General features: G+C 71.7%; 19 protein-coding genes and 1 riboswitch. Of the genes, 5 read left to right on the top strand and 14 right to left on the bottom strand.

The genetic code is table 11. From position 1 onward, the window contains the following. Positions 1 to 43: 43 nt before the first annotated feature. Genes F6W97_RS21160 through rimO form a run of 4 tightly spaced genes read right to left on the bottom strand, consistent with a single transcriptional unit; the run spans position 44 to position 3,504 of the window. Complete coding sequence (locus F6W97_RS21160; RefSeq protein WP_155372171.1) at positions 44 to 517, bottom strand: CinA family protein; 474 nt, start codon at positions 515 to 517, stop codon at positions 44 to 46. Continuing rightward, positions 514 to 1,431 (bottom strand): arylamine N-acetyltransferase family protein, encoded by a 918-nt coding sequence (locus F6W97_RS21155; RefSeq protein WP_155372170.1) that lies wholly within the window; start codon positions 1,429 to 1,431, stop codon positions 514 to 516. Before F6W97_RS21155 ends, F6W97_RS21160 begins: the two co-directional genes overlap by 4 nt. Further along, positions 1,428 to 2,012 carry a CDP-diacylglycerol--glycerol-3-phosphate 3-phosphatidyltransferase gene (pgsA, locus tag F6W97_RS21150; RefSeq protein ID WP_196279252.1) on the bottom strand — a complete coding sequence of 195 codons (585 nt, stop codon included), beginning with the start codon at positions 2,010 to 2,012 and terminating at the stop codon, positions 1,428 to 1,430. The genes F6W97_RS21155 and pgsA overlap by 4 nt, the downstream gene beginning before the upstream one ends. Positions 2,013 to 2,022: 10 nt before the next feature. Then, entirely contained in the window at positions 2,023 to 3,504 is a 1,482-nt protein-coding gene (rimO, locus tag F6W97_RS21145) for a 30S ribosomal protein S12 methylthiotransferase RimO (RefSeq protein ID WP_155372168.1), read from the bottom strand. A gap of 160 nt (positions 3,505 to 3,664) precedes the next feature. Further along, positions 3,665 to 3,732, top strand: a riboswitch (guanidine-III (ykkC-III) riboswitch). A 12-nt stretch (positions 3,733 to 3,744) separates the two neighbouring features. Here rimO and F6W97_RS21140 point away from each other — a divergent pair. Beyond that, the gene (locus tag F6W97_RS21140; protein WP_155372167.1) at positions 3,745 to 4,008 is read left to right on the top strand and encodes a CBU_0592 family membrane protein; all 264 of its coding nucleotides are present in this window, start codon (positions 3,745 to 3,747) and stop codon (positions 4,006 to 4,008) included. 91 nt (positions 4,009 to 4,099) lie between these two features. On the opposite strand, the gene F6W97_RS21135 is transcribed toward F6W97_RS21140, so the two are convergent. From F6W97_RS21135 to thyX, 4 genes are all read right to left on the bottom strand, one after another. Then, positions 4,100 to 6,589, bottom strand: a complete 2,490-nt coding sequence (locus tag F6W97_RS21135) for a DNA translocase FtsK (RefSeq protein WP_155372166.1) — start codon at positions 6,587 to 6,589, stop codon at positions 4,100 to 4,102. 115 nt (positions 6,590 to 6,704) lie between these two features. Next, complete coding sequence (locus F6W97_RS21130; protein WP_155373013.1) at positions 6,705 to 8,375, bottom strand: ribonuclease J; 1,671 nt, start codon at positions 8,373 to 8,375, stop codon at positions 6,705 to 6,707. Positions 8,376 to 8,514: 139 nt separating this feature from the next. Then, positions 8,515 to 9,411 (bottom strand): 4-hydroxy-tetrahydrodipicolinate synthase, encoded by an 897-nt coding sequence (dapA, locus tag F6W97_RS21125; protein WP_155372165.1) that lies wholly within the window; start codon positions 9,409 to 9,411, stop codon positions 8,515 to 8,517. Positions 9,412 to 9,452: 41 nt separating this feature from the next. Further along, a complete protein-coding gene (thyX, locus tag F6W97_RS21120; protein ID WP_155373012.1) occupies positions 9,453 to 10,196 on the bottom strand; it encodes an FAD-dependent thymidylate synthase in 744 nt (247 codons plus the stop codon). A gap of 261 nt (positions 10,197 to 10,457) precedes the next feature. On the opposite strand from thyX, the gene F6W97_RS21115 reads away from it, so the two are divergent. Continuing rightward, complete coding sequence (locus F6W97_RS21115; protein WP_155372164.1) at positions 10,458 to 10,943, top strand: toxin-antitoxin system HicB family antitoxin; 486 nt, start codon at positions 10,458 to 10,460, stop codon at positions 10,941 to 10,943. 15 nt (positions 10,944 to 10,958) lie between these two features. Beyond that, positions 10,959 to 11,771, top strand: coding sequence for a DUF4097 family beta strand repeat-containing protein (locus F6W97_RS21110; protein WP_155372163.1), 813 nt, complete (start codon positions 10,959 to 10,961; stop codon positions 11,769 to 11,771). Between the two features lie 85 nt (positions 11,772 to 11,856). On the opposite strand, the gene F6W97_RS21105 is transcribed toward F6W97_RS21110, so the two are convergent. Beyond that, positions 11,857 to 12,375, bottom strand: coding sequence for a DUF2752 domain-containing protein (locus F6W97_RS21105; protein ID WP_155372162.1), 519 nt, complete (start codon positions 12,373 to 12,375; stop codon positions 11,857 to 11,859). Beyond that, positions 12,372 to 13,562 (bottom strand): winged helix-turn-helix domain-containing protein, encoded by a 1,191-nt coding sequence (locus F6W97_RS21100; RefSeq protein ID WP_155373011.1) that lies wholly within the window; start codon positions 13,560 to 13,562, stop codon positions 12,372 to 12,374. The genes F6W97_RS21105 and F6W97_RS21100 overlap by 4 nt, the downstream gene beginning before the upstream one ends. Before the next feature lie 284 nt (positions 13,563 to 13,846). Here F6W97_RS21100 and F6W97_RS21095 point away from each other — a divergent pair, with 284 nt between their 5' ends. Further along, entirely contained in the window at positions 13,847 to 14,377 is a 531-nt protein-coding gene (locus tag F6W97_RS21095) for a GNAT family N-acetyltransferase (protein ID WP_155372161.1), read from the top strand. On the opposite strand, the gene F6W97_RS21090 is transcribed toward F6W97_RS21095, so the two are convergent. Next, positions 14,288 to 15,544 (bottom strand): glycosyltransferase 87 family protein, encoded by a 1,257-nt coding sequence (locus tag F6W97_RS21090; RefSeq protein ID WP_155373010.1) that lies wholly within the window; start codon positions 15,542 to 15,544, stop codon positions 14,288 to 14,290. The two genes, F6W97_RS21095 and F6W97_RS21090, sit on opposite strands and share 90 nt — an antisense overlap. Before the next feature lie 32 nt (positions 15,545 to 15,576). Here F6W97_RS21090 and F6W97_RS21085 point away from each other — a divergent pair, with 32 nt between their 5' ends. Next, entirely contained in the window at positions 15,577 to 16,149 is a 573-nt protein-coding gene (locus tag F6W97_RS21085; protein WP_155372160.1) for a GNAT family N-acetyltransferase, read from the top strand. Between the two features lie 312 nt (positions 16,150 to 16,461). On the opposite strand, the gene dapB is transcribed toward F6W97_RS21085, so the two are convergent. The 3 genes from dapB to F6W97_RS21070 all read right to left on the bottom strand — a co-directional run bounded on the left by dapB (position 16,462) and on the right by F6W97_RS21070 (position 21,360). Next, a complete protein-coding gene (gene dapB, locus F6W97_RS21080; RefSeq protein WP_269059704.1) occupies positions 16,462 to 17,217 on the bottom strand; it encodes a 4-hydroxy-tetrahydrodipicolinate reductase in 756 nt (251 codons plus the stop codon). 211 nt (positions 17,218 to 17,428) lie between these two features. After that, complete coding sequence (locus F6W97_RS21075) at positions 17,429 to 18,664, bottom strand: M16 family metallopeptidase (RefSeq protein ID WP_230686967.1); 1,236 nt, start codon at positions 18,662 to 18,664, stop codon at positions 17,429 to 17,431. Between the two features lie 365 nt (positions 18,665 to 19,029). Next, the gene (locus F6W97_RS21070; protein WP_155372157.1) at positions 19,030 to 21,360 is read right to left on the bottom strand and encodes a polyribonucleotide nucleotidyltransferase; all 2,331 of its coding nucleotides are present in this window, start codon (positions 21,358 to 21,360) and stop codon (positions 19,030 to 19,032) included. Between the last annotated feature and the right edge of the window lie 59 nt (positions 21,361 to 21,419).

The raw sequence follows: 21,419 nt of genomic DNA, 5'->3' as shown, positions 1-21,419 counted from the left end.
ACAGTTCTGCCAAACCTCGCACAGGTCACGAGGAGATCACGTCTCACGAATCGATCACGGCGGCGCGGAGCAGGCCCAGCACAGCCGCCACGGCGGTGTCCCGCACCTGCTGGCGGTCCCCGTCGACGTGCAGCTCACGGACGTCTGCCTGGCCGTCCGGCCCGGCCAGCGCGACGTACACGGTTCCCGCGGGTTTCCCGTCCTGCGGACCCGGTCCGGCCACCCCCGTGGTGGACAGGCCCCAGTCCGCGCCGCAGCGCTCGCGCGCCCCCCGGGCCAGCGCCAGCGCCACGTCCGGATCGACCGGACCCCGCTCGGCCAGCAGCGCGGCGTCGACCCCGGCCAGGCTGTGCTTGAGATCGGTGGCGTAGACCACCAGGCCACCCCGCAGCACCCGGCTCACCCCCGGCACGGTGACCAGGGTCGCGGTGAGCAGCCCGCCGGTCAGCGACTCCGCCGCCGCTACGGTCTGCCGCCGCGCGACCAGCCTGCCGACCAGGTCCTCGACCTCGGTCATCCCGCGGCCAGCGGAGCCGGCTCGGCCGGGCGGCGTGCCGCCGGCAGCAGGTCGCCGGCAGGCGGGGCGTCCGCGGCCTGCCGCTCGGCGAGCCGCCGTGCCGTCCACTCCTCATGTGCGGCCATCGCGCCGGGCCAAAGCTCGTCGAGGTCGTCGCCGGTCAGGCCGAAGAGCCCGGCGAGCACCTCCCGCCAGCGCTCGCGGGTCGCCAGGTGCTCCTCGCGACGCCCGGCGGCGTCGATGGTCAGCAGCAGGCAGCCGCGCAGGATCTCCACCCCGCCGGCGGTCCGCCGCTGGGCCGTGAGCAGCCGGGTGAACGGCGAATCGGCCGAGGTCGACAGGCGCTCGTGCGCCCCGGCGAAGTCGCCGAGCACGGCCGGCGCGGCGACGATGTCGCAGGCCGCGAAGGACCCCGCCGGGTCGTGGTGGAGCCGCCAGCCGCCCTCCGGGCGGGGCGAGGCTGCCAGGGTGTACCCGAAGGGACCCTGCACGTGCTCCCCGTCGACCAGCGGCAGCGGCTCGAACAGCGCGTCGCCGAGTCCGGCGTCGGCCAGCCACCCCCCGCCCGGGTTCGCCGGGTCCGGCAGGTCGTGCACCAGCAGGGCCAGGTGGTTCAGCGCCGGGTCCACCTCGTCGAGGGCCGCGATCACGTAGCCGCGGTGCAGGGTGACGGTGAAGCCCAGCGCCCGCAGCAGCTCGCTGAAGGCCGCGTTCAGGTGGAAGCAGTAACCGCCGAGCCCGGCCGTGATCCGGCGCAGCGCCTCGTCGGCCGTGACCGTGCCCGGCCTGCCCAGCATGATCTCCGCGTTGGTGTACGCCACCCGGGCCACGTGCGCCCGGTGCAGCTCGCGCAGGTACGCCGCCGAGGGCGCCCGTCGGGGCACCCCGAGCAGGCCCAGGTACGCCTCGATCACGAGATCGGTCGGGGCGCGCCGCGGCGCAGGCGGATCGCCGCGATCACATAGTCGACGCCGGTCACCACGGTCACCAGCAGCGCCGCTCCCATGAGCCACGGGCCGACCGCCGACCAGGGGGCCGGGAACGGCCACAGGTACCAGGCGATCGCCGCGATCTGGAGCACGGTCTTGAGCTTGCCGCCGCGGCTGGCCGCGATCACGCCGTACCGGATGACCCAGAAGCGCAGCAGCGTGATGCCCCACTCGCGGACCAGGATCACCAGGGTGACCCACCAGGGCAGCAGGTCGTACCAGCTCAGCAGGACCAGCGCGGACCCGGTCAGGGCCTTGTCCGCGATCGGGTCGGCGACCTTGCCGAACGAGGTGACCAGCTCGAAGCGGCGGGCGATCCAGCCGTCGACGTAGTCGGTGAACGACGCGATGCCGAACGTGATCGCGGCCGCGATCCGCCAGCGGTTGTCGGTCATCCCAGAAACGATCACCAGTGCCACGAAGACCGGCACCAGCACGATGCGCACGACCGTGAGGACGTTGGCGGCGTTGAGCAGCGGTGGCACCCGGCGTGAACGTTCCTGCACGGCAGACACGCTAACCAGCCACCACGGCCAGCGCGGGGCGACCGGCGGGAGCCGCGTCGAGCATTTCCACGGGCACGGCCACCAGGTCGACCCCCTCGGTCCCGGTCACCCGGGCCCGGACCAGGTCACCGGGGTGCAGCGCGCCCAGGTCGACCCCGTCGGCCCCGGCGACCAGCATGGTCGAGCCGTCCACCTCCGGCGCCTGGTGCGCAGCCCGCCCCTCGACGCCGTTGTCGTCGACGGTGTCGACGAGCACGTCCACGAAGCTGCCCAGGCGCTCCTCGGCCCGCTGGCCGCACAGCTCCTCGACCAGGCTCAGCATCTTGTCGTACCGGCTGCGGATCGTCTTCGCGCCGACCTTGCCGTCCATGGTCGCGGCCTCGGTGCCGTCCTCGTCGCTGTAGTCGAACACGCCGATCGCGTCGAGCCGCGCCTCGCTGACGAAACGCACCAGCTCCTCGTAGTCGGCGCGGGTCTCACCCGGGAAGCCGACGATGAAGTTGCTCCGCGCGCCCGCCTCCGGGGCCAGCTTGCGGGCGCTGTCCAGCAGCTCCAGGAAGCGCTCCGTGGAACCGAACCGGCGCATGCGGCGCAGCACCGGCTCGGACGAGTGCTGGAACGACAGGTCGAAGTACGGCGCGACGCCGGGGGTGGTGGCGATCGCCTCGACCAGGCCGGGCCGGGTCTCGGCGGGCTGCAGGTAGCTCACCCGCACCCGGACCAGGCCCCGGATCGCGGCGAGCTGCGGCAGCAGCTTCTCCAGCGCCCGCGGGTCGCCCAGGTCCTTGCCGTACGACGTCGAGTTCTCGCTGACCAGCACCAGCTCGCGCACGCCCGTGCCGGCCAGCCACTCGGCCTCGGCCAGCAGCTCGTCCGGGGTGCGGCTGACGAACGAGCCGCGGAACGCCGGGATGGCGCAGAACGAGCACCGGCGGTCGCAGCCGCTGGCCAGCTTCAGCGAGGCCACCGGGCTGCTGTCGAGCCGGTGCCGCAGCACGGGCCGCAGGTGCGCCGGGGTGTGCTCGTCGTTGGTGAAGGCCGCGTGGCCGGGCACGATCACACCGGTCTCGCGGCGCTTGGCCGGGGCGATCGGCAGCAGCTCGCGGCGGTCGCGCGGGGTGTGCGCGTCGTGCGCCTCGCCGCGCAGCACCGAGCCGAGCGCGGCGGAGATCGACGGATAGTCGTCGAAGCCGAGCACCGCGTCGGCTTCGGGCAGGCTCTTGGCCAGCTCGTTGCCGTACCGCTCGGCCATGCAGCCCGCGGCCACGACCTTGGCGCCGGTGTCGGCGGCGGCCAGCAGCGTGTCGATCGAGTCCTGCTTGGCCTTCTCCACGAAGCCGCAGGTGTTGACGAGGACCACGTCCGCGCCCTCGCCGTCGGTGCTGACCTGCCAGCCGTCGGCTGCCAGGCGGGCGGCCAGCTCCTCCGAGTCGACCTCGTTGCGGGCGCAGCCCAGGGTCAGCAGCGCGACCCGCCGCCCACTCTCGGGCACAGGAAGATCATGGAAAGACGGGGAGTTTACTGGCACCCGACCAGGCTACCGGGCCGACCCGACATCCCACCTACTGCCTTCCATGTAAGGAAGGGCACCTTCTTATCGTTATCCGTAGTAAAAGGTGCCCTTCTTAACTCGATCGAGCTAGCCTTGGCGGCGGCCGCGCCCTTCGGCGCCTGCCCCGGACGACCGCTCGCCGTACCCGGAACGACAAGACGGCGCGCAGAACACACGATCATGAACCACGACGTGCTGCAGATCATCGGCGCGCTGACCGTGCTCGCCGGGTACGTGGCGGGCCAGCTCGGCTGGACCACGCCCCGCTCGATCGGCTATCTGACCGCGAACACCCTCGGCGCCGGCGTGCTGGCCTGGCTCGCCTGGACCAGCCAGGACTGGGGCTTCCTCCTCCTGGAGGGCGTCTGGTCCGCCGTCAGCGCCATAGCCCTGGTCTCCATCCTGCGCACTCGCCACACGCCGCAGGCCACCCCGTCAGCCTGACCGGCCCCGCGCCCAGTCGTGTTGATCATGAACTTGTGGCAGCGACACGCCGTCGAGCCGTGCCATAAGTTCATGATCAACAGGGTGGGGGTCAGTCGTCGACGCCGAGGGAGGCGAGGACCTCGGCGAGCTCGTCCGGCTTGACCAGGACCTCGCGGGCCTTGGAGCCTTCGGACGGGCCGACGATGCCGCGGGTCTCCATCAGGTCCATCAGGCGGCCCGCCTTGGCGAAGCCGACGCGCAGCTTGCGCTGGAGCATGCTGGTGGAGCCGAGCTGGGACACCACGACCAGCTCGATCGCCTGGATGAGCAGGGTCAGGTCGTCGCCGATCTCCTCGTCGACCTTCTTCTTGGTGTCCTGCACCGGGGCCACCACCTCGGGGCGGAACTCCGGCTCGCGCTGGCGCTTGCAGAACGCGACGATGTCGTTCATCTCGTTCTCGCTGACCCAGGAGCCCTGGATGCGCTGCGGCTTGCTGGCGCCCATGGGCAGGAACAGCGCATCGCCGCGGCCGATCAGCTTCTCCGCGCCGGGCTGGTCCAGGATGACCCGGGAGTCGGCCAGCGAGCTGGTCGCGAACGCCAGCCGGGACGGCACGTTCGCCTTGATCAGACCGGTCACCACGTCCACCGAGGGACGCTGGGTGGCCAGCACCAGGTGGATGCCGGCCGCGCGGGCCAGCTGGGTGATCCGCACGATCGAGTCCTCGACGTCGCGCGGCGCGACCATCATCAGGTCGGCCAGCTCGTCGACGACCACCAGCAGGTACGGGTACGGCTTGAGCACGCGTTCCGAGCCCGGCGGCGGCTTGATCTGCCCGGCCCGCAGCTTGCGGTTGTAGTCGTCGATGTGGCGCACCCCGGCGGCCGCGAGGTCGTCGTAGCGCATGTCCATCTCGCGGACGACCCACTCCAGCGCGTCCGCGGCCTTTTTCGGGTTCGTCACGATCGGGGTGACCAGGTGCGGGATGCCCTCGTAGTTGGTCATCTCGACGCGCTTGGGGTCGATCAGCAGCAGCCGCACCTGGTCGGGTGTGGCGCGGGCCAGGATCGACACCAGCAGCGAGTTGAGGCAGGACGACTTGCCCGCGCCGGTCGCGCCCGCGATCAGGATGTGCGGCATCTTGGCCAGGTTGGCCACCACGTAGCCGCCCTCGATGTCCTTGCCGAGCGCCACCACCATCGGGTGCGTCTCGGAGGTGGCCACCCGGGAGCGCAGCACGTCGCCGAGGGCGACGTCCTCCCGGTCGGTGTTGGGGATCTCCACGCCGACCGCGCTCTTGCCCGGGATGGGGCTGAGGATGCGCACGTCGGGGCTCTTCACCGCGTACGCGATGTTGCGCGACAGCGCGGTGATGCGCTCCACCTTCACACCGAGCCCCAGCTCGACCTCGTACCGGGTGACCGTCGGCCCGCGGGTGAACCCGGTGACCGCGGCGTCCACGTCGAACTGGTCGAACACGTGCGCCAGCGCGGCGATGACCTCGTCGTTGGCCTTGGACCGGGTCTTGGCGACCTCGCCGGCCTTGAGCAGGTTGGCGGGCGGCAGCGTGTAGTCGCCGCCGAGGCTGGGCAGCAACAGCTGCTCGGTCTTGGTGGGCGGCGGGGTGTGCTGCGGCGGCTCCGGCTTGCGGCGGCGGGGCGTGCGGTCGATGGCGACCGTCTCCTGCGCGGCGAGCCGCTCCAGCTCCTCGGCGTCGAAGTCGTCGTCGGGGTCCGGCGGGCTGAACGCCGCGGGCGGGGTGAGCCGCTTGCGGCGGCGCGGCGCGGGGATGTCCTCGGCGTCCTCGGCGTCCTCTTCGGAGCGCTCCGGCGTGGCCACGCCCAGGAAGCTGTCCCGCAGGCCCGCCAGCCGCTCCGGGATCTTGTTCACCGGGGTCGCCGTGATAACCAATACGCCGAAGGTGAGCAGGAGGAGGAAGAGGAGCACTGCCACGAAGTTCGACAGCACGTTGCCGAGCCCGCCGCCGATGAACTTGCCGAGCAGGCCCCCGGCCTGTTCGAGCTGAATCACGTCGACCGGCGCACGGGCGATGTGCAGCAGCGCGGTCGCCGCGACGGTGAGCGCCGTCCAGCCGACGATGCCACGGCCCCGCTGGGCGGGGTCCGGTTCGGAGCGCATCGCCCGGATCCCGCTGACCACCAGCAGCAGTGGCAGCGCGGCGGCGGTGGCGCCGATGAAGAAGCGGGTGGTGTCGCCCAGCCAGATGCCGAACGTGCCGCCGCCACCCTGGCCGGAGCCCCAGATGGCGACGCCGAACAGGATGGCCAGGGCGATCAGCAGCAGGCCGAGTCCGTCACGGCGGTGCTCGGGGTCCAGATCGCGGGCCTTGCCCGCCTGGGTGCCGACGGCACGCAACATCCAGCCGAGGCCGTGCGCGATCGCCATCCAGATGCCGCCGAGCAGCCGGCCGAGCAGCGCCGCCGGGTTGACCGTCGCGCGGGTCCGGCGGCGCGCGGCAGGCCGCCGGGCCGGCGCACGACGGGCGGGCGCGCGCCCGGTCTGTCGGGTACGCGCGGCCGTCGCCTTCGTCGGCGTGGCAGCTCGACGACGGCTCGATGAGGAACTACGGCCCGCCATGTCCACACCGTAGTCCCTCCGCGTTGATCATGAACTTATGGAACGGTTCGACGGCGTGTCGCTGCCATAACTTCATGATCAACGCGGAGGGGGGATCCACGGCGGACTGTCGGGGTCAGACTTCCAGGACGTTGGGGACGATCATGGGACGGCGGCGGTAGGCCTCGTTGACCCAGCGGCCGACGACCCGGCGGACGATCTGCTGGAGCTGGTGGGAGTCGGTGACCCCGTCCAGCGCCGCGCGGTCCAGGGCCTCGGTGACCAGCGGGAGCGCGGGGTCGAAGGCGGTCGGGTCCTCGGAGAAGCCCTTCGCCGACAGCAGCGGGCCACCGACCACCTTGCCGGTGACCGAGTCGACCACCACGGTGACCGCGATGAAGCCGCCGTCGCCCAGCACCCGGCGCTCGGTGAGCAGGCTCTCGCCGACGTCGCCGATGGCCAGACCGTCCACATAGACGTACCGGCTCTTCACGTGGCCGACCAGCTTCGCGTGGCCCTCGACGAGGTCGACGACGTCGCCGTCCTCGCACAGCACCACCCGCGCCGGGTCCACCCCGGAGTCGACACCGAGCTGCGCGTGCGCGCGCAGGTGCCGCCACTCGCCGTGCACCGGCATCAGGTTGCTCGGCTTCACCACGTTGAGCAGGTAGAGCAGCTCGCCCGCGGGAGCGTGGCCGCTGACGTGCACCTTGGCCACCTCCTTGTGGATGACGTTCGCGCCGAGCCGGGCCAGCTGGTTGATCACCCGGTACACGCTGGTCTCGTTGCCGGGGACCAGCGAGCTCGCCAGTACCACGGTGTCGTTCGGGCCGACCATGATGTGGCGGTGGTCGCCGGTGGCCATCCGGCCCAGCGCGCTCATCGGCTCGCCCTGCGAACCGGTCGACATCAGCACGATCTCATTCGGCGGCAGGTTCGCCGCCTCCTCCATGTTGACGATCAGACCGGCCTTGACCTTCAGCAGGCCGAGGTCGCGGGCGATGCCCATGTTGCGCACCATGGACCGGCCGATCAGAGCGACCTTGCGGCCGTGCTCCTCGGCGGCGTCGAACACCTGCTGCACGCGGTGCACGTGCGAGGCGAACGAGGCCACGATGATGCGCCCGGTCGCCTTGCCGAAGATCGAGCTGAGCACCGGGCCGATCTGCTTCTCCGGCGAGACGAAACCGGGGATCTCCGCGTTGGTGGAGTCCGACAGCAGCAGGTCGACGCCCTCCATGCCGAGCCGGGCGAAGCCGGCCAGGTCGGTGATGCGCCCGTCCAGCGGCAGCTGGTCCATCTTGAAGTCGCCGGTGTGCAGCACCAGGCCCGCCTCGGTGCGGATGGCGACCGCCAGCGCGTCCGGGATCGAGTGGTTGACCGCGAAGAACTCCAGCTCGAACGGCCCGAGCCGCTCCCGCTGCCCCTCGGCGACGGTCAGCGTGTACGGCGTGATGCGCCGCTCGGCCAGCTTCGCCTCGATCAGCGCCAGCGTGAACTGGGAGCCGACCAGCGGGATGTCGTTCTTGTGGGCCAGCAGGTACGGCACGGCGCCGATGTGGTCCTCGTGGCCGTGCGTGAGCACGATGGCCTGGACGTCGCCGAGGCGGTCCAGGATCGGTGCGAAGTCCGGCAGGATCAGATCCACACCGGGCTGGTCGGCGGTGTCCGGGAACAGCACGCCGCAGTCGACGATCAGCAGCTTGCCGCCGAACTCGAACACGGTCATGTTGCGGCCGATGGCCCCCAGCCCGCCCAGCGGGATGATCCGCAGGCCGCCCTCGGGCAGCGGCGGGGGCGCGCCCAGATTGGCGCTACGCCCGGTCTCCAGTTGCGGCGCGGTCAATGAACATCACTCCTTATGTTCTCCGGCGCGGGTGCCGCCGTTTCAGGGCTGCGGCACGCGGCGCGCCGTTCGTGCTGGGGCTTCGCGCCCCGTTGGCGTCTTAGAGCGGCAGGCCGGCGTCCGCGCAGTCGATGCGCAGTTGCGCCAGCTCCGCCTCGGTCGCGTCGACCAGTGGCGGGCGGACCGGCCCGGCGGGCAGTCCGCGGGCGGTCAGGCCCGCCTTGACCAGGATGGTGCCCTGGGTGCGGAAGATTCCGGTGTACAGCGGGAGCAGCGCCAGGTGCAGGCGCTGGGCCTCGGCGACGTCTCCGCGCTCGTACGCCTCGATCATGTCTTTGGTGCCCACCCCGGTGAAGTGGGTGGAGGTGCCGACGACGCCGACGCCCCCGATCGCCAGCAGCGGCAGGGTGGCCGCGTCGTCGCCGCTGTAGTAGGCGAACTCGGCGCGCCGCTTGACCCAGGACGCGGCGGCCAGGTCGCCCTTGGCGTCCTTGACGCCCACGATGCGCGGGTGCCCGGCCAGGGTGACCATGGTGTCGGTGGAGATCGCGACGCCGGTGCGGTGCGGGATGTCGTACAGCAGGACGGGCAGGTCGACCGCGTCGGCGACTGCCAGGAAGTGCTTGACCAGGCCCGCCTGCGGCGGCTTGTTGTAGTACGGCGAGACGACGAGCAGGCCGTGCGCGCCCGCCTTCTCGGCCGTGCGGGCCAGCTCGACGGTGTGGTGGGTGCTGAACGTGCCCACCCCGGCCACGATCTGGGCGCGGTCGCCGACGGCCTCGACGACGGCCCGGATCACGGCCTCCTTCTCGGCGTCGGTCGTGGTGGGCGACTCACCGGTGGTGCCGTTGACGACCAACGCGTCGTTGCGCTGCTCGTCGACCAGGTACGCCGCGAGCCGGGCGGCGCCGTCGACGTCGACGGACCCGTCGGCAGCGAAAGGCGTCACCATCGCGGTGAGCAGGCGGCCGAATGGCCGTTGAGCGTTGTTCGTCATGCACACAACCTAGCGGAATACGGTGGGGGCCATCGTGGCCCTCAGGACTCCCAGGTGTAGACGCTGGAGGCGATCTCCGAGCCGTCCGGAAGGGCGCTGATCGAAAAGTCGTCGAACACGCTCGGTGCGAGTTTCTGCAGCTCGCGGAGGGTGGCGATGGCCAGCTCGCGGATCTCCACGTCGGCGTGCTCGGTCGCCCGCATGGCGATGAAGTGCCGCCAGGCGCGGTAGTTGCCGGTGACCACGATCCGGGTCTCGGTGGCGTTCGGCAGCACCGCACGGGCCGCCTGACGGGCCTGCTTGCGGCGCAGCGTGGCGTTCGGCACGTCCGCGAAGGTCGCCTCCAGCCCCTCCAGCAGGTCGTTGTACGCCCGCACCGCGGCCTCGCTGGCCTCGACGAACTTCTTGTGCAGCTCCGGGTTGGCCGCGATCACCTCGGGCTCGACCATGGCCGCGTCGCGCTCCGGGACGTAGCGCTGGGACAGCTGGGAGTACGAGAAGTGGCGGTGGCGGATCAGTTCGTGCGTGAAAGAACGTGAGACGCCCGTGAAGTAGAACGTCGCGGTCCCGTGCTCCAGCACCGACAGGTGGCCCACCTCGAGGATGTGGCGCAGGTAACCGGCGTTGGTCGCGGTCGCCGGGTTCGGCTTGGACCAGGACTGGTAGCAGGCCCGGCCGGCGAACTCCGCCAGCGCCTGGCCGCCCTCGGCGTCGGTGTCCCACGGCACGTCGGCCGGGGCCTGGAAGTTCGTCCAGGCGATCAGCTGCACAGAGGGCTTCACCATCTCAGTCACACGCGCCAGCTTAGCGGCTGGCCGGCGCCATCCTGCTGGTGGGATATAGCCACCGTTGTCCGAAAAGCGACGCCTGACCTTCCGGCGCTCGGTCGATGATCGCCGTTTAGTGGCAGAACCTGCGCTCACGCCTCACTTTCCGCCCACAAACAGCGATCTACCAGGGCACCCGAGGACGACGACGTCACACCGGGCGAGGCTGACGTCAGGCTGACACTTGCATGACGTCACCTTTGACGTCATAGTGGTGTCATGGACTTGTCCCCGTATCTCGAGTCGCTCCGGCGGGATCTCGCCGCAGCGGCCGCGCCCGCCGGCGACGACGTCGCCCGCACCGCCGAACTGCTGACCCTCGCCCTCGACGCGTCGGCCCGGCTCTGCCTCATCGAGGTGCTGGCCGACGCGAGCGCCGAGATCACCACCAAGCTCGACGGCCCGACCGTCGAGGTGCGTATCCGCGGGCGCGAGGCCGACCTGGTCGTCAGCACGCCCGCCGCCCCGGCCTACGAGGCCGCTCCGACAGCCCCCACCCCGCCACTCACCGAGGGCGGCGACCAGGCACGGCTCACCCTGCGCCTGCCCGAGCAGCTCAAGGAGGCGGCCGAGCGCGCCGCCTCGGCCGAGGGCATCTCGGTCAACGCCTGGCTGGTGCGCGCCACCGCGAACGCGCTGCGCCCGGTCGCCCCGCCGCCCACCTCCCACCTCGGCCGCCGGGTCACCGGCTACGCCCAGGCCTGAATCGAGGAGCAGACGATGAACCAGACCTTCCCCTGCACCGGAACCATCCGCGCCGACCTGCGCGTCTCCGCCGGCCGCCTTGAGGTGACCGCCTCGGAGCGCGACACCGCCACCGTCAGCGTCGTGGCCATGGACGCCTCCGAGGGCAGCGCCGAGGCGGTCCGCGAAACGAAGATCGACTTCAAGGACGGCCACCTGCTGGTCCATGCGCCCGAGCACGGCGGCTGGCGGCTGTTCCGGCGCGCCCGGCTGCACGTGCGCGTCGAGCTGCCCGCCGGCAGCGCGCTGTCGGTGCGAGTCGCCTCCGCCGACGCGGTCTGCGAGGGCTCCTACCACGACGCGGTGATCCACACCGCCAGCGGCGACGTGGTCCTCGGGCCGGTGGCCGGCGACGTCACCGTCCAGAGCGCCAGTGGCCACCTGCGCCTGGGCACGGTGGGCGGGGAGCTGCAAGCCAGCAGCGCCTCCGGCAAGATCCGGACCGGCCACATCGGCCGCACCGCCTTCGTGCGCACCGCCAGCGGGGACGTCGACCTCGGCGGAGTGGGCGGCGACGTGCGGGTCACCACCGCCTCCGGCGACATCGCCATCGGGGTGGCCCGCACCGGCGAGGCCAAGCTGAACTCCGCCAGCGGCGACATCAGCGTGGGCGTCGCCCCCGGCACGGGCGTCTGGCTCGACCTGAGCACCGCCGCGGGCCGTACCACCAGCGACCTGAACATGGCCGGCACCCACCCGCCGGCCGTGCCCGCCACTCCCACCAGCCTCACCGTCAAGGCGCGCACAGCCTCCGGTGACATCAACCTGCGCCGGGCCACCCTCGCCTGACCAACCCAGCGACGACGATCTGGCGCGGGTGTCCCCACGACACGACCGAAACGGGGTCACTCGCGCAGGATCGCGCCTCGCGCGGTCAGACGAAGAAGTACGTGAACGGGGCCCAGGGCAGGTTGCGCAGCACCATGAACACGGCCCACCCGCCCAGGAACCACGCCAGGTGCTTGGGCCCGATCTGCAGCTGGGGCAGCTTCCACTTGAAGGTGGTGTTGCCCGCCCAGGCCACGTACATGTAGATCAGGAACGGCACGGCGAAGACGAACATCAGGTGGTGGCGTGCCGCGGCGGGCAGGTCGCCCTGCATCAGGTACCACGCAGCGCGGGTGCCGCCGCAACCCGGACAGTCGAACCCGGTGAGCATTTTGACCAGGCAGGTCGGCGTGGCGTCCGCGCCGACGTTGGCCGGGTCGGCGAGCTGGGTGTAGCCGAGCGCGCCGCCGATGCAGGCCAGGGCCGCCAGCGGGCCCGCCCAGCGCGGCGTGTGCGCGCGCAGCCAGTCGGTGAACCGGGTGATCCGGTCGGCCGGCGGGGGCGTGAAAGGGTCGCCCGCGAACTGCGGGCCGTGGGGGGTCACAGCGGCGGAGGCCTCGGTCACAACACTGAACTTACACTGCCCCGCATACCCGCGTCGGCGAGCGCGGCAGCGAGGTCGCCCCGCTCCGGCGCGGCCACCTCGCCCAGCCCCAGCCACGCCGCCAGGCGGCGCAACTCGACCGCGAGAGCCTCGGCCGTGGCATGCTCGTCCACCCCGGGTTCGGCCCAGGCGGCGGGCACCCGCAGCACCCCCGCCCGGCGGTCGGCCTTCAGGTCGACCCGGGCCGCGAACCGGTCGCCGTGCAGGAACGGCAGTACGTAGTAGCCGTGCACGCGCTGCTCCTGCGGCACGTAGATCTCGATCCGGTAGCGCAGGTCGAACAGCCGCTCGGTGCGCGAACGCTCCCAGATCAGCGGGTCGAACGGGCTGATCAGCGTCGACACGGCCACCTTGCGTGGCAGCGCCGCGTCGCGGTGCCGCCACGTCTTCTGCTTCCAGCCCTCGACCTGGGTCGGGATGAGCACCCCGGCCTCGGCCAGCTCGCCGATCGCGGTGCGGGCCCCGGCCACCGGCAGCCGGAAGTAGTCGCGCAGCTCCGGCTCGGCGGCGACACCCAGCCCGCGGGCGGCGATCTCGACCAGCGCCCGGTACGCCGCCGCGGGCTCCGGGGTCGGCGTGCTCATCACCGCGGCTGGCAGCACCCGCTCGGTGAGGTCGTACAGCCGGGCGAACTGGCTGGTCCGCCCCGCCGAGGTGATCTCACCGGCGTAGAAGAGCCACTCCAGGGCCTTCTTCACGTCCGACCAGTTCCAGCCCCAGTTGTCCTTCGGCTTCGGCACGTCCTGCTCGATCACGGCCGCGGTCACCGGCCCCCGGTCGCGCACCTCCTGCAGCACCCACGCCACCAGCTCCGGCCGCTGCGCCGCGATGCTGCGCGGCCCGCCCCAGACCCCCTGCACGGTGGCCATCCGCCATCGCATCAGCGGCTGCAACTCCACCGGCAGCAGCGACGCCTCGTGCCCCCAGTACTCGAACAGCCAGCGCGGGCGCCGGGCGCTCGCCCCGTCCAGCACCGCCGGGTCGTACGCCCCGATCCGGCTGTAAGCGGGCAGGTAGTGCGCCCGCTGCAACACGTTCACCGAGTCGATCTGCAGCAGCCCCGTCCGACCGACCACCTTGCGCAGGTGCCGCGCCCCCACCGGCCCCTTGACCGCCCGGTCCGCGAACCCCTGCGCCGCCAGCGCCATCCTCCGCGCCTGCGCCACCGTCACCGTCTCCACGCCGCCCGACGCTACCCCCCTCCCCCGACACCTTGAGGAAAGGAAGGGCACCTACACATCGCTATGTGTAGAGGAAGGGCACCTTCTTAACCTCCCATCGCCGCGAGCAGGGCGTTCGCGGCCGGGTAGCCCGCCTCCCGAAGCCGCCCCCGTCAGTGCGCTGCCGCGTCAGGAAGGGCGCCTTCCATAACGCGGAGCGATGTGAAGGGGCACTTCCTTCGCACGGGCGCTCTTTCGTAGGCTCTGCGGGCATGGGGATCAGCGTTCGGGCGGAGACGCCCGCCGACTGTGCGGCCGTCGCGGCGGTGCACGTGCGCGCCTGGCAGACGGCGTACGCCGGAATCGTGCCCGACCACGTCCTGGCCGCACTCGACGTCGCCGCCCGGACCGCCTCGCGGCTCGACCGCCTGGCCGACCCGCACAGCCCCTTCCGCAACCTCGTCGCGCTCGACGGCGACACCGTCACCGGCTTCGTCTGCCACGGCCCGTACCGCGCCCAGGAGCTGGACGGCAGCCCGCTGCAGCCCGAATACGGTGAGATCCTCGCCATCTACGTGCACCCCGACCACTGGGGCACCGGCACGGGAGACGCCCTGCTGCTGGCCGCGCTCGACGCGTCACCGCAGCCCGAGGTACGCCTGTGGGCGCTCGCGGACAACCACCGGGCGCTTCGCTTCTACGCCCGGCACGGGCTACACCCGGACGGCCTTCGGGCGACGTACCGGCCGGACGGCAGCGACGTCGACATCCCCGAGCTGCGCTGCGCCCTCCGGCGCGGCTGACCCGTCGGGCCGGGCCGCCAGCGGCGTGCAGCACAGCAGGGCCAGACAGACCCAGACGTACAGGTTCGAGCCGAGCAGCGTGCCGAACCCGCCGACCTCGCCCTCCCACAGCCAGACGACCCGGCTGGACAGGATCACGTACGACACCCCGGCCAGGCCCAGCAGCGCCCAGCGCCGCCTGCTGCCCGGCGCGGCCGCGAAGCCGCGCTCGACCAGCAGCACCAGCGCCGGGATCAGCCACACCAGGTGGTGTACCCAGGTGACGGGGCTGATCAGCACGCCGATGATGCCGGTGAAGGCGAGCCCGGCGACCTCGTCGCCCCGCGCGACGGCCGCCCGGGACCGGACGAACCACACCGCCAGCACGGCCACCACCAGCACCGCCCACAGCGCCTTGCTCGGGTGACCGGCAGTCAGCCGGGCGACCACGCCCTGCAGCGACTGGTTCGAGATGAACGACAGCACGCCGACCCGGTCGGTGTCCCACAGCGCGCTGGTCCAGAACTCGCGCGTGGCGTCCGGCGCGACCGCCCCCGCGACCAGCGTCGCCGCCGCGGCCGTGCCGCTGGCCACCGCCGCGGCCCGCCAGCGCTTGGTGATCAGCAGGTACACGATGAAGATGCCCGGGGTCAGCTTGATCGCCGTGGCCAGGCCGATGCCGACGCCGCCCCACCTGCTGTCCTTGCGGGTGAACAGCAGCAGGTCCGCCGCGACCACCCCCAGCAGCAGCATGTTGACCTGCCCGAACAGGAACGTCTCGCGCATCGGCTCGTAGACCGTGACCAGGCACAGCGCCACCGCGACCGTGAACCAGGGCGTCCAGCGCTGCGCCGCGATCACCGGGCCGAGCAGCAGCCGCAGCAGCCACCAGGTAACCAGCGCCGTCGCGGCCGAACTCACCACGATCGCGGCAGGCCAGGACAGCACCGCCATCGGCAGCATGGCCAGCGCCGCGAACGGCGGATACGTGAAGCCGTACGTGCTGTTCGGCCGGACGAAGTCGTAGATCTCGCCACCGGAGGTCCAGAACCGGACCGCGCCGTAGTACACGTTGAGGTCGAAGAAGCCGTGCCGCTGCGCGAACAGCGCGACGAACACCAGTGCCGCCGCGCCCAGCGCCGACACCGTCGCGATCTGCCTTCCGCGGCTCAAGCTGGACCTCCTGATCAGTGCCCGGGTGGGCTCGGTACGCTTCGGGCGTGGCAGTCGGGTTCGTCCGACCGGCGCGTCCCGACGACGCCGGCGAGATCGCACGTATCCAGTTGGCGACCTGGCGGGTCGCCTATCGCCGGGTGCTGCCCAAACACGTCCTGGACGAGATCGACGAGGCTTTCCTGGCGCTGCGCTGGACGGACGCGGTCACCGCGCCGCCCACCGCCCGCCATCGGGTCCTCGTCGCCGTCGAGCAGAACGCGGTGGAGCAGGCCGTCCAAGAATACGTGGTGGGTTTCGCCGCCTCCGGTCCCTTCGACGACGGGGCGCTGGCCGCCGACGAGGATCACACGCCGGACCGCGAGAACGTGGCGGCCGTCACGGACATGCTGGTCGAGCCTCGCTGGGGCCGCCGCGGCCACGGCAGCCGGCTGCTGGCCGCCAGCGTCGACCTGTGGCGCGGCGACGGCTTCGACAGCGCCGTCTGCTGGGCCTTCGACGCCGACGCCGCCACCCGCAAGTTCCTCACCTCAGCAGGCTGGGCCCCCGACGGCGCCACCCGCGCCCTGGACGTCGACGACCTCCTGATCCCCCAGCTCCGCCTCCACACCACCCTCTGACCCACCCGCCCCGCGCCCCCGCCCCGCGCCCCCGCCCCGCCCGTCGCCGGCGGGGCCGGGCCGGCCGGGCGCGCTGCGTTGATCATGAACTTATGGCACGGTTCGACGGCGTTTCGTGTCCATAACTTCATGATCAACGCCGCGGATGTAGCCCCGGGCAGCCCGACCGCACAAGATCGCGACGATCTTGCGTGAGCCGTTGGGGATTCACCCGAAACGGGTGAGTCGTACCCACGGTTCGCGCAAGATCGTCGCGATCTTGGCGTGCGGTGCTTGCGGGGCGGGGCGGGGCGGGGCGGGGTTTGGGGCCGGTTACAGGAGGGGGGTCAGGCCGAGGGTCAGGCCGGGGCGTTTGACCACCTCGCGGATGGCCAGGAGGACGCCGGGCATGAAGGAGGCGCGGTCGAAGGAGTCGTGGCGGATCGTCAGGGTCTCGCCGGTGGTGCCGAAGAGGACCTCCTGGTGGGCGACCAGGCCGGCGGCGCGGACGCTGTGGATGCGTACGCCCCCGACCTCGGCCCCCCGCGCGCCGGGCATCTCGTCCGTGGTCGCGTCGGGCATCTCGGGCTTGCCGGCCGCCTTGCGGGCCTGCTCGATGAGCCGGGCCGTGTGCAGGGCGGTGCCACTGGGCGCGTCGACCTTCTTCGGGTGGTGCTGCTCGATGATCTCCACCGAGTCGAAGTAGCGGGCCGCCCGCTCGGCGAACTCCATCATCAGCACCGCGCCGATGCCGAAGTTGGGCGCGATCACCACGCCGACCTCAGGCTTGGCCGCGAGCCAGCCCTTGACCCGCTCCAGGCGCGCGTCGGTGAAGCCGCTGGTGCCGACCACCACGTTGATGCCCTGGTCGATGCACCAGTGCAGGTTGTCCATCACCACGTCGGGGGTGGTGAAGTCCACCACGACCTGGGCGGCGGCATCGGAGGCGTTGAACAGCCAGTCGCCCTGGTCGATCATCGCCACGAGGTCGAGGTCCTCGGCCCGGTCGACGGCCCGACACACCTCGATGCCCATCCGGCCGCGAGCACCCAGCACGCCGACCCGCACCGGCTCTACTTCATCAGTCACGCGCCCCAACCTAGCGGATCCGACCCGCCCCAGCGCGACGACCACGCGCATTCGGGACGCACCGCCGGCCCACGCCCGCCTCAGCTTTGATCATGAAGTTAGGCACACGACACGCCGCCGACCCGTGCCATAAGTTCATGATCAACCAGCCCAGCCCAGCCCAGCCCAGCCAGCCCAGCCCAGCCGGGGAGGCGCGGGGCGGGGCGGGCGGTCAGAGCTGGAAGGCGGTCTCCTCGAAGGGGCCGACCACGGCGAGGGACATGGGGGCGGTGAGGACCTTGGCGGCGATGTGGTTGACCTCGTCGAGGGTGACGGCCTCGATGCGGCGGAGGAGTTCGTCGACGGACATCAGGTCGCCGTGCATGAGCTCGCCCTTGCCGAGGCGGCTCATCCGGGAGCCGGTGTCCTCCAGGCCCAGCACCAGGGAGCCCTTGAGCATGCCCTTGCCGCGGCGCAGTTCCTCGGCGGTGATGCCGTGTGCGGCGGCGTCGGACAGTTCCTGGCGGATCAGGGCGAGGACCTCGTCGGCCTTGGCGGGGGCGCAGCCGGCGTACACCGCGAAGGTGCCGGTCTCGGCGTACTGCGAGGTGTAGGAGTACACCGAGTACGCCAGGCCGCGCTTCTCGCGTACCTGCTGGAACAGGCGGCTGGACATGCCGCCGCCGAGCACGTTGTTGAGCACCCCGAGCGCGAACCGGCGCTCGTCGTGGCGGTGCAGGGCCGGGCCGCCGAGCACCAGGTGGGCCTGCTCGGTGTCGTCGGGGCGCACCAGCGTGGCCGCAGGGCGGTGCTTGACCTTCGAGTGCGGCGAGCGGGTGGGCTCCGGGGAGGCCGGGGCCACGTCGCCGAGCGGGGTGCCGGCGAAGGCCTCGCGGACCTGCTTGACCACGGTCGCGTGATCGAGGTTGCCCGCGGCGGCGATCACGATCACCGGCGGGGTGTACCGCCGCCGGTAGAAGCTGTTGATCTGCTTGCGGGTCATCGGCGTGATCGTCTCGACCGTGCCCGAGATCAGCCGGCCCAGCGGGTGGTCGCCGTAGAGGACCTCCATGTGCAGGTCGTGCACCTCGTCGCCGGGTTCGTCGGCGTGCATGGCGATCTCTTCGAGGATCACCCCGCGCTCGGTCTCGACGTCGGCCTCGGCCAGCACCGAGTCGGCGACCGCGTCGCACATGACGTCGATGGCCAGCGGCAGGTCCTCGTCGAGCACCCGCGCGTAGTAGCAGGTGTACTCCTTGGCGGTGTACGCGTTGGTCTCGCCACCGACCGCCTCGATCTGCGCGGAGATGTCCAGCGCGGACCGCTTGCGGGTGCCCTTGAACAGCAGGTGCTCCAGGAAGTGCGAGGCCCCGCCGAGCTGGGGGGCCTCGTCGCGCGAGCCCACCCCGACCCAGATGCCGAAGCTCACGCTGCGCATCGCGGGCACGGCCTCGGTGAGGATCCGCATCCCGTTGGGCAGCACGGTACGCCGTACCGTCCCGCCGAGCGGGTCGCTGTCGAGCACCCGGGTCACCGCCCGCGGCGTGCCTGCACGGCTCGCGGGAGCGGCCGGCTCAGGAGACGCGCCGCCGGCACCGGCGGCCGCACGGGACGGGCCGGACGCAGAGCTCGCGGCTCCGTCCGTCCGGCCCGGGTACGGGCCTGCGGCGAGGTTCGCGGGAACAGTGCTCGGGGTGCCGGCCGACGGGCCGGTAGAAGTGGAACGCATGGCCTCGGCGGCTCTCCGGTGCAGGTAACGGGCACAGCCCGCGGGGAAGGAGGTCCTTCCCCGCGGGCTGTGTTCTAGCTGTTCTGGCTGGTCACCGACGAGTGTCAGTCGCGACGCTGGGTGCGCCGGCGCTCGCCGCCGCCCTCACCGCTGCGGGCCGGCCGGTCGCCGCCCTCGCGACGCGGGCCACGGTCGCCGCCGCGGTCGCCGCCCCGGTCACCCTCGCGGGGGGCCGGCTTGTCGCTGACGATCGGGTTCCCGTCGGGACCGATCTTGTCCAGGTACACCTTGCCGCGCGCGTCGATGTCGGCGATGACGACCTCGACCTTGTCGCCGACGTTGAGGAAGTCCTCGACGCGGTCGACCCGCTTGCCGTCGCCCACCTTGGAGATGTGCAGCAGGCCGTCGCGGCCCGGCAGCAGCGAGACGAAGGCGCCGAACGCCGCCGTCTTCACCACGGTGCCCAGGAAGCGGTCGCCGACCTTCGGCATCGTCGGGTTGGCGATGGCGTTGATCCGGTCCACGGCGGCCTGGGCCGAGGGGCCGTTGGTCGCGCCGACGTAGATCGTGCCGTCGTCCTCGATGGAGATCTCGGCGCCGGTCTCGTCCTGGATCGCGTTGATGGTCTGGCCCTTGGGCCCGATCACCATGCCGATCTTGTCGACGGGGATCTTGACCGAGGTCACCCGCGGGGCGTACTCGCTCATCTCACCCGGGGCGGCGATGGCCGCGGCCATCACACCCAGGATGGTCTGGCGCGCCTCGTGGGCCTGCTGCAGCGCGGCGGCCAGCACGTCCGACGGGATGCCGTCGAGCTTGGTGTCCAGCTGCAGTGCGGTCACGAAGTCCGGGGTGCCGGCGACCTTGAAGTCCATGTCGCCGAACGCGTCCTCGGCGCCGAGGATGTCGGTCAGCGTCACGTACTGGGTCTTGCCGTCCACCTCGTCGGAGATGAGGCCCATGGCGATACCGGCGACGGGGGCCTTCAGCGGCACACCGGCGCTCAGCAGCGACATGGTCGACGCGCAGACCGAACCCATCGACGTCGAGCCGTTGGAGCCCAGGGCCTCCGACACCTGCCGGATGGCGTACGGGAACTCCTCGCGCGCCGGCAGCACCGGGATCAGGGCCCGCTCCGCCAGCGCGCCGTGGCCGATCTCGCGGCGCTTCGGCGAGCCGACCCGGCCGGTCTCACCGGTCGAGTACGGCGGGAAGTTGTAGTTGTGCATGTAACGCTTGGTCTTCTCCGGCGAGAGAGTGTCCAGCGCCTGCTCCATGCGCAGCATGTTCAGCGTGGTGACGCCCAGGATCTGGGTCTCGCCGCGCTCGAACAGCGCCGAGCCGTGCACCCGCGGCAGCACCTGCACCTCGGCGGTGAGCTGGCGGATGTCCCGCAGCCCACGGCCGTCCATGCGGACGCCGTCACGCAGCACGCGGTTGCGCACCTCGGACTTGGTCACCGACCGGAACGCGGCCGAGACCTCCTTCTCGCGCCCCTCGAACTGCGGCGCGACCTGGCCGACGACCTTCTCCTTGACCAGGTCGAGGGCCTCTTCGCGATCGGCCTTGCCGGCGATCTTGAGAGCCTCGGTGATCTCGGAGCCCGCCGCCGACTTCACGGCCGCGTACACGTCGTCCTGGTAGTCCAGGAACACCGGGAATTCGGTCACCGGCTTCGCGGCGACCGCGGCCAGCTCGCTCTGCGCGCGGCACAGCTCGCGGATGGCGACCTTGGCGGCCTCGAGGCCACTCGCCACGACCTCCTCGGTCGGCGCCTGCGCGCCGTCCGCGACCAGCTTGACGGTGTTCGCGGTGGCCTCGGCCTCGACCATCATGACGGCGACGTCGCCGTCCTCCAGGGCACGGCCGGCCACCACCATGTCGAAGGTGGCGCGCGCCAGCTCGGCGTGGGTCGGGAACGCCACCCACTGGCCGTCGATGTGCGCCACGCGGGTGGCGCCGATCGGGCCGCTGAACGGCAGGCCGGACAGCTTGGTGGACATGCTGGCCGCGTTGATCGCGACCACGTCGTACGGGTGCTCGGGGTCGAGCGACAGGATCGTCTCGACGACCTGGACCTCGTTGCGCAGGCCCTTCACGAACGACGGCCGCAGCGGCCGGTCGATCAGGCGGCAGGTGAGGATGGCGTCCTCGCTGGGACGGCCCTCCCGGCGGAAGAACGAGCCGGGAATGCGACCGGCGGCGTACATCCGCTCCTCGACGTCCACCGTCAGCGGGAAGAAGTCGAACTGGTCCTTGGGCTGCTTGCCCGCGGTGGTCGCGGAGAGGACCACCGTGTCGCCCAGCTGGGCGATGACCGAACCGGCGGCCTGCTTGGCCAGCCGTCCGGTGGAGAAGGTGATCTCTCGGGTGCCGAACGCACCGTTGTCGATCACTGCCTTGCTGTGCTGCTCGCCGAGGTTTTGCTCGGTCATGAAGCTTTGTGCTCCTTCTGTCGCGGCACGTGCCGCCCGTTGCCGGGTAGGACAGTCGG

It is taken from the genome of Catellatospora vulcania (genome assembly GCF_009720385.1).
Taxonomy (GTDB): Bacteria; Actinomycetota; Actinomycetes; order Mycobacteriales; family Micromonosporaceae; genus Catellatospora; species Catellatospora vulcania.
This window is presented reverse-complemented; position numbering and strand designations above follow the sequence as displayed.

What these genes read in the sequence shown, in the direction of transcription:
- F6W97_RS21160 (WP_155372171.1), bottom strand. Translation starts at nt 517, where the DNA reads ATGACCGAGGTCGAGGACCTGGTCGGCAGGCTGGTCGCGCGGCGGCAG.
- F6W97_RS21140 (WP_155372167.1), top strand. Translation starts at nt 3,745, where the DNA reads ATGAACCACGACGTGCTGCAGATCATCGGCGCGCTGACCGTGCTCGCC.
- F6W97_RS21135 (WP_155372166.1), bottom strand. Translation starts at nt 6,589, where the DNA reads ATGGCGGGCCGTAGTTCCTCATCGAGCCGTCGTCGAGCTGCCACGCCG.
- dapA (WP_155372165.1), bottom strand. Translation starts at nt 9,411, where the DNA reads ATGACGAACAACGCTCAACGGCCATTCGGCCGCCTGCTCACCGCGATG.
- thyX (WP_155373012.1), bottom strand. Translation starts at nt 10,196, where the DNA reads ATGGTGAAGCCCTCTGTGCAGCTGATCGCCTGGACGAACTTCCAGGCC.
- F6W97_RS21115 (WP_155372164.1), top strand. Translation starts at nt 10,458, where the DNA reads ATGGACTTGTCCCCGTATCTCGAGTCGCTCCGGCGGGATCTCGCCGCA.
- F6W97_RS21110 (WP_155372163.1), top strand. Translation starts at nt 10,959, where the DNA reads ATGAACCAGACCTTCCCCTGCACCGGAACCATCCGCGCCGACCTGCGC.
- F6W97_RS21100 (WP_155373011.1), bottom strand. Translation starts at nt 13,562, where the DNA reads ATGGCGCTGGCGGCGCAGGGGTTCGCGGACCGGGCGGTCAAGGGGCCG.
- F6W97_RS21095 (WP_155372161.1), top strand. Translation starts at nt 13,847, where the DNA reads ATGGGGATCAGCGTTCGGGCGGAGACGCCCGCCGACTGTGCGGCCGTC.
- F6W97_RS21075 (WP_230686967.1), bottom strand. Translation starts at nt 18,664, where the DNA reads ATGCGGATCCTCACCGAGGCCGTGCCCGCGATGCGCAGCGTGAGCTTC.
- F6W97_RS21070 (WP_155372157.1), bottom strand. Translation starts at nt 21,360, where the DNA reads ATGACCGAGCAAAACCTCGGCGAGCAGCACAGCAAGGCAGTGATCGAC.